The sequence below is a fragment of the Streptomyces sp. NPDC016851 genome (assembly GCF_055562795.1).
Genome location: NZ_JBVHEP010000019.1, coordinates 78,242 through 92,504, shown reverse-complemented (window position 1 = coordinate 92,504; position 14,263 = coordinate 78,242). Strand labels below are relative to the sequence as shown.

Here is a 14,263-nt window from a genome sequence, read left to right as displayed (position 1 = left end):
CGACCCACACGAACGGAACCGCCATGCGACGACGCCTCGCCCCCGCCGCCCTGCTCCTCCCCCTGGCCCTCCTGCTCACCGCCTGCGGCGGGAACTCGGCCGCCAGTACGTCGGACGGCGGCACCGACGGACACGGCCCCGTCACGATCAACGTCGGTGACCAGAAGGGAGGTTCGGAGGCCATCCTGCGGGCGGCGGGGGAGCTGAAGAACCTCGACTACAAGATCAAGTGGTCGACGTTCACCTCCGGCCCGCCCCTGCTGGAGGCCGTGAACGCGAAAGCCGTCGACATCGGCGGCGTCGGCAACACCCCGCCGGTGTTCGCGGCGGGGGCGGGTTCGAAGATCAAGGTCGTGGCCGCGTGGCACGGCACGTCCAAGGGCGACACCATCCTCGTGCCGAACGACTCGCCCCTGAGGAACCCCACGCAGCTCAAGGGCAGGTCGATCGCCGTCGCCCAGGGATCCTCCGCTCACTTCCAGTTGGTCGCGTCCCTGAAGAAGGCCGGGCTGAAGCCGAGTGACGTCAAGGTCAAGTACCTCCAGCCGGCCGACGCGCTCGCCGCGTTCACCTCCGGCAAGGTCGACGCGTGGGCGGTGTGGGACCCGTACACCTCGCAGGTGCTGAAGGGCAAGCAGGGCCGCGTCCTGACCGACGGTGACGGCGTGACCAACGGGCTCACCTTCCAGGTCGCGGCGCCGGACGCGCTGAAGGACAAGAAGAAGGCCGCCGCCGTCAAGGACTATCTGGAGCGGCTGCGGCGCGCCTACAGGTGGGTGTACGACCACGAGGAGGAGTGGGCAAAGGTCTGGGCGAAGGACACCGGGCTCCCCGAGGACGTGGCACTCGCGGCGGTGAAGCGCACCTACACCACCCGGGTCGAGGTCGCCGTCGACAAGCCGCTGATCGCCTCCGAGCAGGAGATCGCCGACACGTTCACGGCGTTGAAGCTCATCCCGCGCAAGGTCGACTTCGCCGGGTTCACCGACACCCGGTTCAACGGCGACCTGCCGCCGTCGACCACCGAGCCGCGGCCTGCCACCGGGTCGTGAGCCGGCCCGCCGGGTCCCCCGCCGCCCGGGCGGGGGACCCGCGCGTCACGGCCGGGTGGCGGCCGAGCCGTCGTAGACGTTGTCGGGCGTCACCACGGCGGTGATCGCGCGGGCGAGCAGGGTGGACGGCTCCTGGCCACCGGACAGGACGTCCGTGTTGAGCATGAGCACCAGCGTGGCCTTCTGTGAGGGCAGGTAGACGGTCACGGTCTCGTAGCCCGGGATCGAGCCGTTGTGCCCGATCCAGCCGTTGGTCTCGAGGATGCCGAGGCCGTACGTGGTGCCGGGGTAGCCGGTCGGCAGCGTCCTGAGCCGCTGTGCCTGGGTCTCGGGGCTGAGCAGCTCGCCGGTGGCGACGACCTTCGCCCAGCGGCGCAGGTCGTGCAGGTTGGAGATCATGGCCCCGGCCGCCCAGGCCCAGCTGGGGTTCCAGTTCGTGACATCCTCGACCTCGCCGCTGAGCGTCTGGTCGGTGTAGCCGCGCGGGTGCGGCTCGGGGAACTCGTCGTCCTGCGGGAACAGGGTGTGGTGCAGGCCGGCCGGGCGGAGCACCCGCTCGTGGATGACGTCGGCGAGCTTCCGGCCGGTGACCTTCTCGATCACCAGGCCGAGCAGCACGAGGTTGGAGTTGGAGTACTGGAAGTCCTGGCCGGGCCCGAAGGTGTTCGGGTGCCGGAAGCCGTACGGGAGGACCTCCCGGGGGCTGAAGTGGCGCTCGGGGTCGCTGAGCAGATCGTGGGTGAAGTCGGCGTCGGCCGTGTACGGGAACAGACCGCTGCGCATCCCGGCGAGCTGACGCAGCGTGATCCGGTGTCCGTCGGGCACGCCCTTGACGTACTTGGCGATCGGGTCGTCCAGCCCGATCCGGCCTTCGTCGACGAGTTCGAGCAGTGCGGTGACCGTGAAGGTCTTGGTCTCGCTGCCGATGCGGACGTAGGAGTCGAGGGCCATCGGCTCGCGGGTGACCGTGTCGGCCACACCGGTCGCGCGGACGTAGCTGCCCTTGCCCGGCATCCACAGTCCGACGACGACGCCGGGGATGCCGGCCTCCTCGCGGACCTCCGCGATGGCCCGGTCCAGTCGTTCGGTGAGCTCGGGGCCGAGGCCGTGGCGGGGGAAGTCGTCCTGGTCGTGGCGGGCGATGCCGGTCGCGGGGGCGGCCGTGGCGGGCATCGTCGCCATCGGAGCCAGCACGGACGCCACGAGCAGTGCCGCGGCGAGCAGTCGGCGGGAGGGAGTACGTCGCATGGGGGGCGCCTCTTCCGGAGGGGCGAGGGGGCGGGTCGGGATGATCATCACCACGGGGATCCGGGGCGGGGGCGTCCTCCGGTGCGCCGGCCGGAGGAGTCCACTCGTTCGGAGCCGCGCGGGCCGTCCCTCGGGAAGATCCACGGACCCGGCACGGTTGGTAGAAGCGTGAACAACACACGCGAGGTCGAGGTAGTCGTCATAGGCGCCGGTCAGGCCGGTCTGGCCGGCGCCTATCACCTGCGGCGATCCGGTTTCGAGCCGGATCGCGACTTCGTCGTGCTGGACCACTCCCCCGGCCCCGGCGGCGCCTGGCAGTTCCGCTGGCCGTCGCTGACGTACGGCAAGGTGCACGGGATGCACGCGCTGCCGGGCATGGAGCTCACCGACGCGGATCCGGCCCGCCCGTCCGCCGAGGTGATCAGCGACTACTTCGACCGGTACGAGAAGGCCTTCGACCTGCGGGTGCGGCGCCCCGTCGACGTGCTGGCCGTGCGCGAGGGGCCCGGCGGGCGGCTGCTGGTGGAGACCTCGCAGGGCGTGTGGTCGACGCGGGCGCTGATCAACGCGACCGGCACCTGGGACCGGCCGTTCTGGCCGCGCTATCCGGGCCAGGAGACCTTCCGGGGGCGGCAGTTGCACACCGCGCAGTACCCCGGGCCGAAGGAGTTCGCCGGGCAGCGGGTGGTCGTGGTGGGCGGTGGCGCCTCGGGCACGCAGCATCTGCTGGAGATCGCCTCGTACGCGGCCGCCACCACCTGGGTGACCCGGCGTCCGCCCGTCTTCCGTGAGGGACCCTTCGACGAGGACGCGGGGCGGGCGGCCGTCGCGCTCGTCGAGGAACGGGTACGGCAGGGGCTGCCGCCCATGAGTGTCGTATCGGTCACCGGGCTGCCGCTGAACGACGCGATCCGGCAGGGCATCGAGGACGGGGTGCTCGACCGGCAGCCGATGTTCGACCGCGTCACGCCCACGGGAGTGGACTGGCAGGACGGGCGGCACGTCGACGCCGACGTCATCCTCTGGGCCACCGGCTTCCGCCCGGCCATCGACCACCTCACCCCGCTGCGCCTGCGCGAGCCGGGCGGCGGCATCCGCCTGGAGGGCACCCGCGCGGCCGCCGACCCGCGTATCCACCTCGTGGGCTACGGCCCGTCGGCCAGCACCATCGGCGCCAACCGCGCCGGCCGCGCGGCGGTCCGCGACATCAGGCGGCTGCTGGCGCGGGAGCCGGTCGCCGCGTGAGGGCCGGGCGGGTCATCCGGCCGCCCGCGCGCCGTCCTTCTTCTGCTGCGCGTTGAACTCCGCGACGTTGCGCTGGTGTTCCGCGTAGTCCGCGGTGAAGCGGGTGTCGCCCGGGCGGACCGTGACGAAGTACAGCCAGTCGCCCGGGGACGGGTTGATGGCGGCGCGCATGGCCTCCTCGCCGGGGTTGTCGATGGGGGTGGGGGGCAGGCCCATGCGCTGGTACGAGTTGTAGGGGCTGTCGATGCGGGTGTCGCTCGGCGTGGTGCGCAGGGTGGAGCGGCCGAGCGCGTAGTTGAGGGTGGAGTCCATCTGCAGCGGCATGCCACGTTCGAGGCGGTTGAAGACGACCCGGGCGACCTTGCCCATGTCGGCCTTGGTGGCCGCCTCCGCCTGGACGATGCTCGCGATGGTGACGGCCTGGTAGACGTTCATGGCGTTGCGCTGCGCTCCCGCGGCGATGGGCGCGCCGTTGAACTTCTCGTTCGCGGTGTCGACCATCAGCGCCAGGAGCTTCTCCGGGGTCGTCTTCTCCTGGAGCGGATAGACCGCCGGGAAGAGGTAGCCCTCCGGGTTGCCCTCGGCGTCGTTCGGCAGTTTGAGGGCGGCCTTCGCCAGGGACTTCTTCGTGCTGCCCGGAGGCAGGGCGAGGGCCTTGTCGACGGCGGCGTAGACCTGGCTCGCGCGCCAGCCCTCCGGGATCACCAGGGTCGTGGGCCGGGCGTCCTCCTCGGGAGCCAGGGTCAGCAGCGGCACCGCCACGGCGGTACCGACCACGACGGCTCCGGTCGCGACGAGGGCGATACGGCCCCGGCGCGTCAGTCGAATCGTGCTCCGTGGCGGAGTGTTCTTCTGCATGCGGGCACGGTAACCCGCATATCGCCATAAACCCGGCATATTTTCATCTTGTCGGTTCCAGTTGGGCGTCCCGGCGTACGAGCGCCGCGTACCGGCCGTGCCGCTCCAGCAGTTCCTCGTGTGTGCCGAGTTCGACGGCGCGCCCCGAGTCGAGGACCACGATCTGGTCGGCGCCCCGGACCGTGGACAGCCGGTGGGCGATGGTGAGCGTGGTGCGGTTCGCCGACAGCGCGTCGATGGCGTCCTGCACGGCCGCCTCGGTCCGGGTGTCCAGCGCGCTGGTGGCCTCGTCGAGGATGAGGACCGGCGGGTCGCGCAGGATCGTGCGGGCGATGGCCAGGCGCTGCTTCTCGCCGCCGGAGAAGCGGTGGCCGCGCTCGCCGACGACCGTGTCGTAGCCGTCGGGCAGGGACGCGATGTGGTCGTGGATCTGCGCCGCCTTCGCCGCCTGGTGCAGCTCCTCGTCGGTGGCGTCGGGCTTGGCGAAGCGCAGGTTGTCGGCGACCGAGGCGTGGAAGAGGTACGTCTCCTGCGAGACGACGCCGACGGCGCGCGCCAGGGTGTCGAAGTCGAGGTCGCGGACGTCGACCCCGTCGAGGGTGACGCGTCCGCCCGTCACGTCGTAGAGGCGGGGCACCAGGTAGCCGAGCGTGGACTTGCCGGCGCCGGTCGGGCCGACGACGGCGAGGCTGCCGCCGGCCGGGACGGTGAGGTCGATGCCGTCGAGGACGGGGCCGTCCTTGTCGTCGTAGCCGAAGGAGACCTTCTCGAAGCGGACCTCTCCCTCGACCCGGTCGAGGTGGACCGGGTCCGCGCGTTCGGTGATGTCGATCGGCAGGTCGAGGTACTCGAAGATGCGCTGGAAGAGGGCGAGCGAGGTCTGGATCTGCACACCCGTCGACAGCAGGCTCACGGCCGGGCGGAACAGCCCCTGCTGGAGGGAGACGAAGGCGACGATCGTGCCGAGGGAGACCTCGGGGCCGCCCAGCTGGAGGGCCATGCCGGCGGTCCAGTAGATGACGGCGGGCAGGGCCGCCATGACGATCGTGATGACGGCCATGCGCCAGCGGCCGGCCATGTTCGAGCGCACTTCCAGGTCGACGAGTTCCTCGGACTCGTCGGCGAAGGACTTCGTCAGCGAGTCGGAGCGGCCCATCGTGCGGCCGAGCAGGATGCCGCTGACGGAGAGCGACTCGGTGACCGTGGCGGCCATGGCGGCCATCTGCTTCTGGCGCTGGGTGGTGATCTTCCGGCGTTCGTTGCCGACGCGGCGGCTGATCCACACGAACACCGGCAGCAACAGCAGTGAGACGACGGTCAGGCGCCAGTCGAGGACGACCATCGCGACGATCGTGGCGACGACGCTGGTGAGGTTGGAGACCAGGGACGTCGCGGTGGAGGTGACCGTGGCCTGCATGCCGCCGATGTCGTTGGCGATGCGGGACTGCACCTCGCCCGTGCGCGTGCGCGTGAAGAAGGCGAGGGACATGCGCTGGAGGCGGCCGTAGACGGCGGTGCGCAGGTCGTGCATGACGCGCTGGCCGACCGTCGTGGAGATCAGGGTCTGCAGGACGCCGAAGACGCTGGTGAGGACGGCGCTGAGGATCATGCCGAGGGCGAGCAGACTGAGCAGGCCCGTGCGCCCCTGCGGGATCGCGACGTCGAGGATCTCCTTCAGCAGGAAGGGCGTGGCGACCGAGACCAGCGACGCGGCGCCGACCAGCAGGCCGACGACCGCGAGGCGGCCCCGGTAGGGGCGGAAGAGCCTGAGGATGCGGCGGACCTGCCGGGGCTGTTCCTTCGCGTCGGCGGGTGCGCTCCAGGGGGCTTCATGGTCGGGATGCATGGGCTCCTTCGAGAGAGCGATACGGGCGGCGGTAGGGGGCGGGCGAGGGCAGTACGGGGTGGGCGAAGGCGGCGGATCGGATCGTAGCTCATTGTTACCTATACTCACAATGAACATCATCCTGATATTGTTCCCGCATGACCTCCCCCGATTCCGACGGCCTGCTCGCCGAGCAGTTGCTGCGGCTCACCCGCCGGGTGCACCGCATCCAGAAGCACCATCTGGAGCAGCGCGACCTCGGCATCACACCGGCCCAGTCCCGGCTGCTGCGCACCCTCGCGCACTGGGGGTCGCCGCCGCGGATGGCCGACCTGGCCGAGCGTCTGGAGGTTGTGCCGCGGGCCGTGACGACGCTGGTCGACGGGCTGGAGGCGAGCGGCAAGGTGCGGCGGGTCCCGGACCCGGCGAACCGGCGGGTGATCCGCATCGAGCTCACGGACGACGGCCGCAAGGCGCTGGGCGAACTGCGGGCTGCGCGCCGGTCGGCCGCGGAGGAGATCCTCGCGCCGCTGACGGAGGAACAGCGCGAGGCGCTCGGAGGGTTGCTGAACACACTGATCGACGGTGCGCCGGTGCGGCGGTGCTGAAGCGCGTCCACGATCGGGCGCGCGAAAACGGGCCGCGGCCGCCGCTCTCCTGGTGGAGCGGTGGCCGCGGCCCGGTGGGTTTGGTCAACTGACCTCGGGGGCGGGTTCCTTGGGCTTCTGGGTGGGGATACCCGGCGCCGGGTTCGCCGCCGCGGGGGCTTCGACGTCGGCGTCGCCACCGCCGTCCCGCTCGTCGTCGGGTGCGGACGTGTCCTCCCCGTCGAGCGTCTTCCTGGCCCGCTCGATGTCCAGCGCGCCCTCCCAGCGGGACACCGCGAACACGGCGACGCAGTTGCCGAGCAGGTTCGTGACGACGCGCATCGAGTCCATGATGCGGTCCACGCCGAGCAGCAGGGCGACGGCTCCGGCCGGGATGGCCCCCAGGGACGAGGCCGTCGCGGACAGGGCGAGGAACGCCGAACCGGGGATGCCCGCCATGCCCTTGCTGGTCAGCATCAGCACCAGGACCACGGTGATCTGCTGGCTCAGGCTGAGGTCGACGCCCACGGCCTGGGCGATGAACAGCGTGCCGATCGACAGGTAGAGCGAGGCGCCGTCGAGGTTGAAGGAGTAGCCCGTCGGCAGCACCAGACCCACCGCGTCGTCGCGGGCACCGGCCCGGCGCAGCTTCTGCATCACGCGCGGCATGACCGACTCGGTGGAGGCGGTGCCGAGCGCGAGCAGCATCTCCTCGCGGATGTAGCGCAGGAACTTCCAGAGGCTGAGCCCGGTCACCAGCCGCAGGGCGACGGCGAGCAGGGCGATGAACAGCGCGGCCGCCACGTAGCAGAGCACGATGAGCTTGGCGTACGTCTTCATCACGCCCAGCCCGTAGTTGCCGACCAGGTGGGCCATCGCGCCGAACACCGCGAGCGGGGCGAGCCGCATGATGAACCCGACGACCGCGAAGATGACGTCCTGGGCCTGGTCGATGGCGGGCAGGATCTTCGGCACCCTGGTGTGTCCGAGGTGCAGCAGGGCGGCGCCCACCAGGCAGGCCAGGATGAGGACTTGGAGCAGTTCGTTCTCGGCGAAGGCGCCGACGAAACTCTCGGGCAGCGCGTTGAGGGCGAACTCGGTCGTCGAGGGCAGCTGGCCACCGCCGGTCGTCTGGTCCACCGCGGCGGCGTCCAGCGAGGAGGGATCGACGTTCATGCCCTTGCCGGGCCCGACGACGTTGGCGGCCACGAGGCCGATGACCAGGGCGGCGGTGGAGGCGACCTCGAACCAGATCAGGGCCTTGACGCCGATCCGGCCGAACGCCTTCAGGTCACCGGCCTTGGCGATGCCGACGACGACCACGCAGAACACCAGCGGCGAGATCACCGTCTTGATGAGCCGGGTGAAACCGTCGCCGAGCGGCTGGAGAGCCGTGGCCGTGTCCGGCCACAGCTTCCCGACGAGGATTCCGAGCACAAGCGCGCAGAGGACCTGCGCGAAGAGTGAGGTACGCAGGGTGCGTGCGACGCGCCGCGGCAGGGACGGTACGGACGGTGGCACGAGGCCTCCTTGGGGGACGGGACACACAGAGGCCGGAGGGGACTTCTGCGATACGGAAAGCGGCTTCCGTAGCCGTACACTGTGGAGGCTGTCTTGATCGCGCACAAGACCGCAACGTTTCGGCCATGTAAAAGCGCCCTAAGTGATGCATGTCACATGCGTCACACAGGCCCCGTCAGCAACGACGGCGGTCTCCCGTGAGCACCCCCTGGACGGTGGTCAGCGTGCGGTCGTAGCAGCCGTGGGAGCCGTACAGCCGGTAGCGCTCACTCGTCGTGCCGACCGCGTGCCGCTGGTCGCGGGGCACGTTCGCCGTGTACGTGGCGTCGCCCGTGTAGGAGTCGTCGAGCCGCGTCCACGCCGTACGACGGCCGCCGCGCGTCTCGACGGCCGTGGCGCGGTCGCCGAGTGCCAGCACGGTGCGCAGCCGGTCGCCCGGGCCGAGAGTCGTCGTGCCGTCCATCGTGTAGGTCCGGTGCGTGCGGGTGGTGCGGTCCGGGCCGCGTCCGTCGAGGGTCACCGACTCGTCGTCGCTCCAGGTGGCTTCGAGGGCGTCGGTCGTCTCGCCGTCCGTCCAGCGGTGCTCGGAGGAGTTGGCGAGGGAACGGCTGACAGTGGTCGTGACGCGGCCGTGCGAGGTGTCCACGTATCCGGCGACGGTCAGCCGGTGGGCGCCCTCGGTGTCGACCCGGTGCTCCGAACCCGGCGTGTACGACGAGGAGTTTGCGAGGTCGCCCGCCTGGTGCACGGTGAGCTTCCCGGGCACGTGGGCGCGCTGCTCGTCCTGCCAGACGAGGACGTTCACGGGGGTGCTCCAGCCGGTCTGCCCCTCGGGCACGCCGACGACCGAGACCTCGACGCGGTGCGGACGGCCGTCGTTGAGGAGCCCGGCGAAGGGGGTGAGGTCGTAGGTGATCGGCTTGATGTCGAAGGCGCGCGGGCCCGGGATCACGTACCAGAGGAACGGGTTGGACCAGCCGCCGGTCCACACGGTGGGGAACGGTGCGGCGATGCCCGCGAGCCGGCCGTCCACGCTGATCTGCACCTCGCGGTAGGGGCCTCGGCCCGCCTTGCAGGAGTACGGCGCCGGGTCGGGCACCGTCAGGTACCAGTACTCCTCGCAGCCGCCGCCGGAGCCGGTGGCGTACACCTCGGCGACGACGCGCTCGCTGTTGCGCGGGGTCGTGAGCGTGGTCGCGCCGTCGGTCCCCCGGTCGAGGGTGAGGACCTTGTCGGGGCTGCTCTTCCCGTCCGGACGGCCTTGGTGGAACGTCAGGGTGACCTTGACGTCGAGGACGCCCGTGTAGGTGTCGTCGACGACGTTCCCGATGAGCATCTCGACGTCCCGGCGACCGCGGAAGGTGTCGCTGTAGCGGGTGACGTCCTTCTCCACCGACCACTCGATGCCGTTGGGCGAGGGCTGTGGTGTCGACGTGCGGAAGACCTCGACCCCGCCGACGTGCAGATAGCCGAGCCGGTCGTACTGGCGCCCCTTGACCTTGCCGTCGAGCCGCAGCACCACCTTGCTCCAGCGGTCACCGCAGCCGGCGGGCGGGGTGTAGGTGCCCCGGTACGGGGTGAAGTCGCGGAACTGCGCCTGGGCGACGGTGACTTCACAGGACCTGCCGCCGGGTTCGGTGACGGGCGGGGCGGCCGTCACCGGGTCGTGCCAGTCGGTGCCGAACTCGGCGGGGACGCCGGCCGCACGGGCGGGACCGGCCCCGAGGAGGGTGCTCGCCAGGAGGGTCGCTCCGGCAAGCATGGACATGACGATCCGTCTCTTCATGGGCGGTGTTCTACGGGGAGTCCGCCGCCTCCGCAATGAGCACCGGCCCGCCGCGCCGCCCTGTTCCCACCCCTGTCGGCCGGTTCCGTTCGGCGGGTCGAAAACCGGTTGCCTCCGACCACGTGGCGAAGCGAACCTGTCACGGTTTGCTGCCCTCGGCCGAACGCTCATCCCCCCATTCCCTATCCGCCGTTCCGCAGTCCCCCATCCGCCATTCCCCCTCCCCATTCCTCTGACACGAGCCACTGGGACGTCATGCAGATTCAAGACCTTCCGTACCCCGACCCGGGCGTGCCGGACGTGCGTTCGGGCCCCCGATTCCTGTGGTGGCTCTTCCGGAATCAGCTGGACGGGCAGCTCAAGTCGCTGGCCTGGGGGTTGCTGCACTTCGCCTCCGTCGCCGCGCTGCCGTTCTGCGTCGGTGTCGCCGTACAGGCCGTCGTCGACCGCTCCGGCGGGCAACTCGCCCTGGCGGGCGGCCTGCTGGTGCTGACCTGTGCCGGCAACGCCGTCGGCGGCACCTTCCTGCACCGCACCGCCATCACGAACTGGATCACGGCGGCCGCCCGCGTCCAGCAGCTGCTCGCCCGCAAGGCCGCCCAGTTGGGCTCGGCGCTGACCCGGCGCGTCGCGGCCGGTGAGGTCGTGGCGGTCTCCACGGGCGACGTCGAGAAGATCGGCTGGTTCGTGGAGGCGTGGTCGCGGTTCACCGCGGCGCTGGTCACCATCGTGCTGGTCTGCGTCGCGCTGCTCGTCTACCAGCCCGCGCTCGGCGTGGTCGTCGCGGTGGGACTGCCCGTGCTGGCGCTCGCCGTGCTGCCCCTGCTGCCCCGCGCCACCCGGCGTGCCGACGTGCAGCGCGAGAAGGCCGGACGCGCCACCGAGCTCGCCTCGGACACCGTCGCCGGACTGCGCGTGCTGCGCGGTATCGGCGGTGAGGAACTGTTCCTCGACCGCTACCGCCGCGCCTCCCAGGAGGTCCGGCACGCGGCGGTGCGCAGTGCCCGGATGTGGGCCCTGATCTCCGCGGTCCAGGTCCTGCTGCCGGGACTGCTGCTCATCGCCGTCGTCTGGTACGGCGTGCACCTGGCGCGCCAGGGCCGGATCACCGTCGGCGAACTGGTCACCGTCTACAGCTCGGTGATGGTCCTCACGTATCCCCTGCGGCACTTCGAGGAGATCGCCATGGCGTACTCCTTCTCCCGGCCGTCGGCCAAACGGGCCGCGGGCGTGCTGGCGCTGGAGCGGGCCACGGACACCGCCGGGTCGCGCGAGGCCGAGCTCCCGTCCGGAGACCTGTACGACCCGGACACCGGGCTGCTCGCGCGCACCGGCCTGCTCACCGCCGTGGTGTGCGGCGACCCGGACGCGGCCGGCCGGCTGGCGGAACGGCTGGGCGGGCACCCGCCGCAGGAGGGCACCTCGGTGCTGCTCGGCGGTGTGCCGCTCGACGAACTCCCGCTGGACAGTGCCCGTACGGCCGTCCTCGTCCAGGACAAGGACCCGGTCCTGCTGTCCGGCACCCTGCGCGAACTGCTCGACGTCCCCGCCTCGGGCGACGTCGAACCGCGGGCGGCGCTGGCCGCCGCACAGTGCGATGACGTGCTGGCGGCGCTGGTGCAGGGCTCGGTGGACGCCGCCGATCCCCTGGACGCGCGGATCACCGAACGCGGCCGGTCCCTGTCCGGCGGCCAGCGCCAGCGCCTCGCGCTCGCCCGGTCGCTGATCACGGACCCCGAGGTGCTCGTCCTGGACGAGCCGACCTCGGCCGTCGACTCGCACACCGAGGCCCGGATCGCGCAGGGCGTGCGGGAGTTGCGCGCGGCGCGCACGACCGTGGTGTTCACCTCCTCGCCGCTGCTGCTGGACCGCGCCGACCGCATCGTGTTCCTGCACGACGGCGAGGTCGTGGCGACCGGCACGCATCGCGACCTGCTGCACACCGAGCCCCGCTACCGCGCGGTGGTCACCCGCGAGACGGACGACGAGGTCGCGCTGACCGGTTCCGTCGCCCTGAAGGACGTCCTGCACGAACTGGAAGAGATCGAGGAGAAGGCATGATCGGCGTCGCGCCACCGGCGTACGACCCGGCCGCCCCGACGACGGCGAACACCCTGCCGGTCGGCGCCCCCACGACCGTCCGCGCCTACGTGGCCGAACTGCTGCGCCGGCACCGCCGGGCGTTCGTGCTGCTCGTCGTCGTCAACACGGTCGCCGTGATCGCCTCGATGGCCGGTCCGTGGCTGCTCGGCGGAGTCGTGGAGCGGGTCTCCGACGGGGCGCGGGACCTGCGGCTGGAACTCACCGCGGGGCTGTTCGTGGCGGCGCTGGCCGTCCAGGCCCTGTTCGTCCGCCAGGTGCGGTTGCGCGGAGCGATGCTGGGCGAGCGGATGCTGGCCGACCTGCGCGAGGACTTCCTCGTCCGGTCGGTCGGGCTGCCGCCCGGCGTGCTGGAGCGGGCCGGGACCGGCGATCTGCTGTCGCGGATCACCACGGACATCGACCGGCTGGCCAACGCCATGCGCGAGGCCGTGCCGCAGCTGTCGATCGGCGTGGTGTGGGTCGTGCTGCTGATGGGCGGGCTGGTCGTCACGGCGCCGCCACTGGCGCTCGCCGTGCTGCTCGCCCTGCCGCTGCTGATCACCGGCTGCCGCTGGTACTTCCGGCGGGCACCGGCCGCCTACCGCTCGGAGGCCGCCGGGTACGCCGCCGTGGCCGCCGCGCTCGCCGAGACCGTGGACGCCGGGCGCACCGTCGAGGCGCACCGCCTCGGCGACCGGCGCGTCGCGCTGTCCGAGCGCCGGATCAAGGAATGGACGGCCTGGGAACGCTACACGTTGTGGCTGCGGTCGGTGCTCTTCCCGGTCGTCAACGTCACCCACGTGACCGTGCTCGGCTCGGTCCTCCTGGTCGGGGGCGTGTTCGCCCTGCGCGGCTGGATCGACGTCGGCCAGCTCACGACGGGCGCGCTGATCGCCCAGATGCTCGTCGACCCGGTGGGCATGATCCTTCGCTGGTACGACGAGCTCCAGGTGGCCCAGGTGTCGCTGGCCCGGCTCGTCGGGGTCCGGGACATCGAGCCGGCGGCCGGCGACCCGTCCGTGTCCCCCGACGGACGCCACGTGCACGCCGACCGCGTGCACTTCGGCTACGTGGAGGGCGTGGACGTCCTGCGCAAGGTGTCCCTGGAGGTCTCCCCCGGCACTCGGCTGGCCCTGGTCGGCCCCTCGGGTGCGGGCAAGTCGACGCTGGGGCGGCTGCTCGCCGGGATCTACGCGCCCCGGGACGGCCGGATCACACTGGGCAGCGCCGAGCTGTCCCGGATGCCGGCGGAACGCGTGCGCGCCCATGTCGCCCTCGTCAACCAGGAGCACCACGTCTTCGTGGGCTCCCTGCGCGACAACCTCCGGCTCGCCCGGACCGGTGCCGGCGACGCCGAGCTGTGGGCTGCGCTGGGCGCGGTCGACGCGGACGGCTGGGCCCGGGCGCTCGACGACGGCCTGGACACCGAGGTCGGCTCGGGCGGCCTGACGCTCACCCCCGCCCAGGCCCAGCAGATCGCCCTGGCCCGCCTGGTGCTGGCGGACCCGCACACGCTGGTCCTGGACGAGGCGACGTCCCTGCTCGACCCGCGCGCCGCCCGCCACCTGGAACGATCCCTGGCCAAGGTCCTCGACGGCCGCACGGTCGTCGCCATCGCCCACCGCCTCCACACCGCCCACGACGCGGACGTCATCGCCGTCGTCGAGAACGGCCGCATCAGCGAACTGGGCAGCCACGAGGAACTGGTGACGGCGGACGGGGCGTACGCGGCGTTGTGGAGGTCGTGGCACGGGTGAGCAGCGGATGACGAGGCGGCCGGGAGCAGTCGGCCTCGCTCCGTGGGGCCGCTTTCAGAGGTCCGCTTCCTTGAGGGCCACCTCCGGGGCTACCTCCGGGAGCTACCTCCGGGGGCGCCTTCCGGGCGCGCCTCAGTAGGCGGCCCCGGTTCCGGGCCCGTGCCGGTTCGGCCCATGTCGGGCCCATGCCGGACCGGGGCCGGGGCCGGGGCCCGGACCGGGGCCGGGGCCGGGGCCCGGACCGGGGCCGGGGCCGGGGCCCGGACCGGGGCCGGGGCCCATGCTGGGCCGGGGCCGGGGCC

Annotated in this window: 10 protein-coding genes; 5 read left to right on the top strand and 5 right to left on the bottom strand. The window is 71.9% G+C overall.

Going from position 1 to position 14,263, the window contains the following annotated elements:
- Positions 1-23: 23 nt before the first annotated feature.
- A complete protein-coding gene (locus ACZ3I3_RS27670; protein WP_467369463.1) occupies positions 24-1,052 on the top strand; it encodes an ABC transporter substrate-binding protein in 1,029 nt (342 codons plus the stop codon).
- A 45-nt stretch (positions 1,053-1,097) separates the two neighbouring features.
- On the opposite strand, the gene ACZ3I3_RS27665 is transcribed toward ACZ3I3_RS27670, so the two are convergent.
- A complete protein-coding gene (locus ACZ3I3_RS27665; protein WP_467369461.1) occupies positions 1,098-2,300 on the bottom strand; it encodes a serine hydrolase domain-containing protein in 1,203 nt (400 codons plus the stop codon).
- A gap of 168 nt (positions 2,301-2,468) precedes the next feature.
- Between ACZ3I3_RS27665 and ACZ3I3_RS27660 the strand changes: the two genes are divergently transcribed.
- Positions 2,469-3,545 carry an NAD(P)-binding domain-containing protein gene (locus tag ACZ3I3_RS27660; RefSeq protein WP_467369459.1) on the top strand — a complete coding sequence of 359 codons (1,077 nt, stop codon included), beginning with the start codon at positions 2,469-2,471 and terminating at the stop codon, positions 3,543-3,545.
- 12 nt (positions 3,546-3,557) lie between these two features.
- Here the strand turns inward: ACZ3I3_RS27660 and mltG are convergent, their stop codons facing one another.
- Complete coding sequence (gene mltG, locus ACZ3I3_RS27655; RefSeq protein WP_467369457.1) at positions 3,558-4,403, bottom strand: endolytic transglycosylase MltG; 846 nt, start codon at positions 4,401-4,403, stop codon at positions 3,558-3,560.
- 43 nt (positions 4,404-4,446) lie between these two features.
- Positions 4,447-6,249, bottom strand: a complete 1,803-nt coding sequence (locus ACZ3I3_RS27650; RefSeq protein ID WP_467369455.1) for an ABC transporter ATP-binding protein — start codon at positions 6,247-6,249, stop codon at positions 4,447-4,449.
- Between the two features lie 137 nt (positions 6,250-6,386).
- On the opposite strand from ACZ3I3_RS27650, the gene ACZ3I3_RS27645 reads away from it, so the two are divergent.
- On the top strand, positions 6,387-6,836 hold the full coding sequence (locus ACZ3I3_RS27645) for a MarR family winged helix-turn-helix transcriptional regulator (protein WP_467369453.1): 450 nt from the start codon (positions 6,387-6,389) through the stop codon (positions 6,834-6,836).
- An 84-nt stretch (positions 6,837-6,920) separates the two neighbouring features.
- On the opposite strand, the gene ACZ3I3_RS27640 is transcribed toward ACZ3I3_RS27645, so the two are convergent.
- Entirely contained in the window at positions 6,921-8,336 is a 1,416-nt protein-coding gene (locus ACZ3I3_RS27640) for a cation:dicarboxylate symporter family transporter (protein WP_467369451.1), read from the bottom strand.
- 175 nt (positions 8,337-8,511) lie between these two features.
- On the bottom strand, positions 8,512-10,122 hold the full coding sequence (locus ACZ3I3_RS27635; RefSeq protein WP_467369449.1) for a peptide-N4-asparagine amidase: 1,611 nt from the start codon (positions 10,120-10,122) through the stop codon (positions 8,512-8,514).
- Between the two features lie 255 nt (positions 10,123-10,377).
- Here ACZ3I3_RS27635 and ACZ3I3_RS27630 point away from each other — a divergent pair, with 255 nt between their 5' ends.
- Together ACZ3I3_RS27630 and ACZ3I3_RS27625 are read left to right on the top strand one after the other, a co-directional pair.
- Positions 10,378-12,183: an ABC transporter ATP-binding protein gene (locus ACZ3I3_RS27630; RefSeq protein ID WP_467369447.1), complete on the top strand. Its 1,806-nt coding sequence runs from the start codon at positions 10,378-10,380 to the stop codon at positions 12,181-12,183.
- On the top strand, positions 12,180-13,961 hold the full coding sequence (locus ACZ3I3_RS27625) for an ABC transporter ATP-binding protein (RefSeq protein ID WP_467369445.1): 1,782 nt from the start codon (positions 12,180-12,182) through the stop codon (positions 13,959-13,961). The genes ACZ3I3_RS27630 and ACZ3I3_RS27625 overlap by 4 nt, the downstream gene beginning before the upstream one ends.
- Positions 13,962-14,263 lie beyond the last annotated feature (302 nt).

Coding starts and splice junctions, on each gene's coding strand:
- ACZ3I3_RS27670 (WP_467369463.1), top strand. CDS start 24: ATGCGACGACGCCTCGCCCCCGCCGCCCTGCTCCTCCCCCTGGCCCTC.
- ACZ3I3_RS27665 (WP_467369461.1), bottom strand. CDS start 2,300: ATGCGACGTACTCCCTCCCGCCGACTGCTCGCCGCGGCACTGCTCGTG.
- mltG (WP_467369457.1), bottom strand. CDS start 4,403: ATGCAGAAGAACACTCCGCCACGGAGCACGATTCGACTGACGCGCCGG.
- ACZ3I3_RS27645 (WP_467369453.1), top strand. CDS start 6,387: ATGACCTCCCCCGATTCCGACGGCCTGCTCGCCGAGCAGTTGCTGCGG.
- ACZ3I3_RS27625 (WP_467369445.1), top strand. CDS start 12,180: ATGATCGGCGTCGCGCCACCGGCGTACGACCCGGCCGCCCCGACGACG.
- ACZ3I3_RS27650 (WP_467369455.1), bottom strand. CDS start 6,249: ATGCATCCCGACCATGAAGCCCCCTGGAGCGCACCCGCCGACGCGAAG.
- ACZ3I3_RS27635 (WP_467369449.1), bottom strand. CDS start 10,122: ATGAAGAGACGGATCGTCATGTCCATGCTTGCCGGAGCGACCCTCCTG.
- ACZ3I3_RS27630 (WP_467369447.1), top strand. CDS start 10,378: ATGCAGATTCAAGACCTTCCGTACCCCGACCCGGGCGTGCCGGACGTG.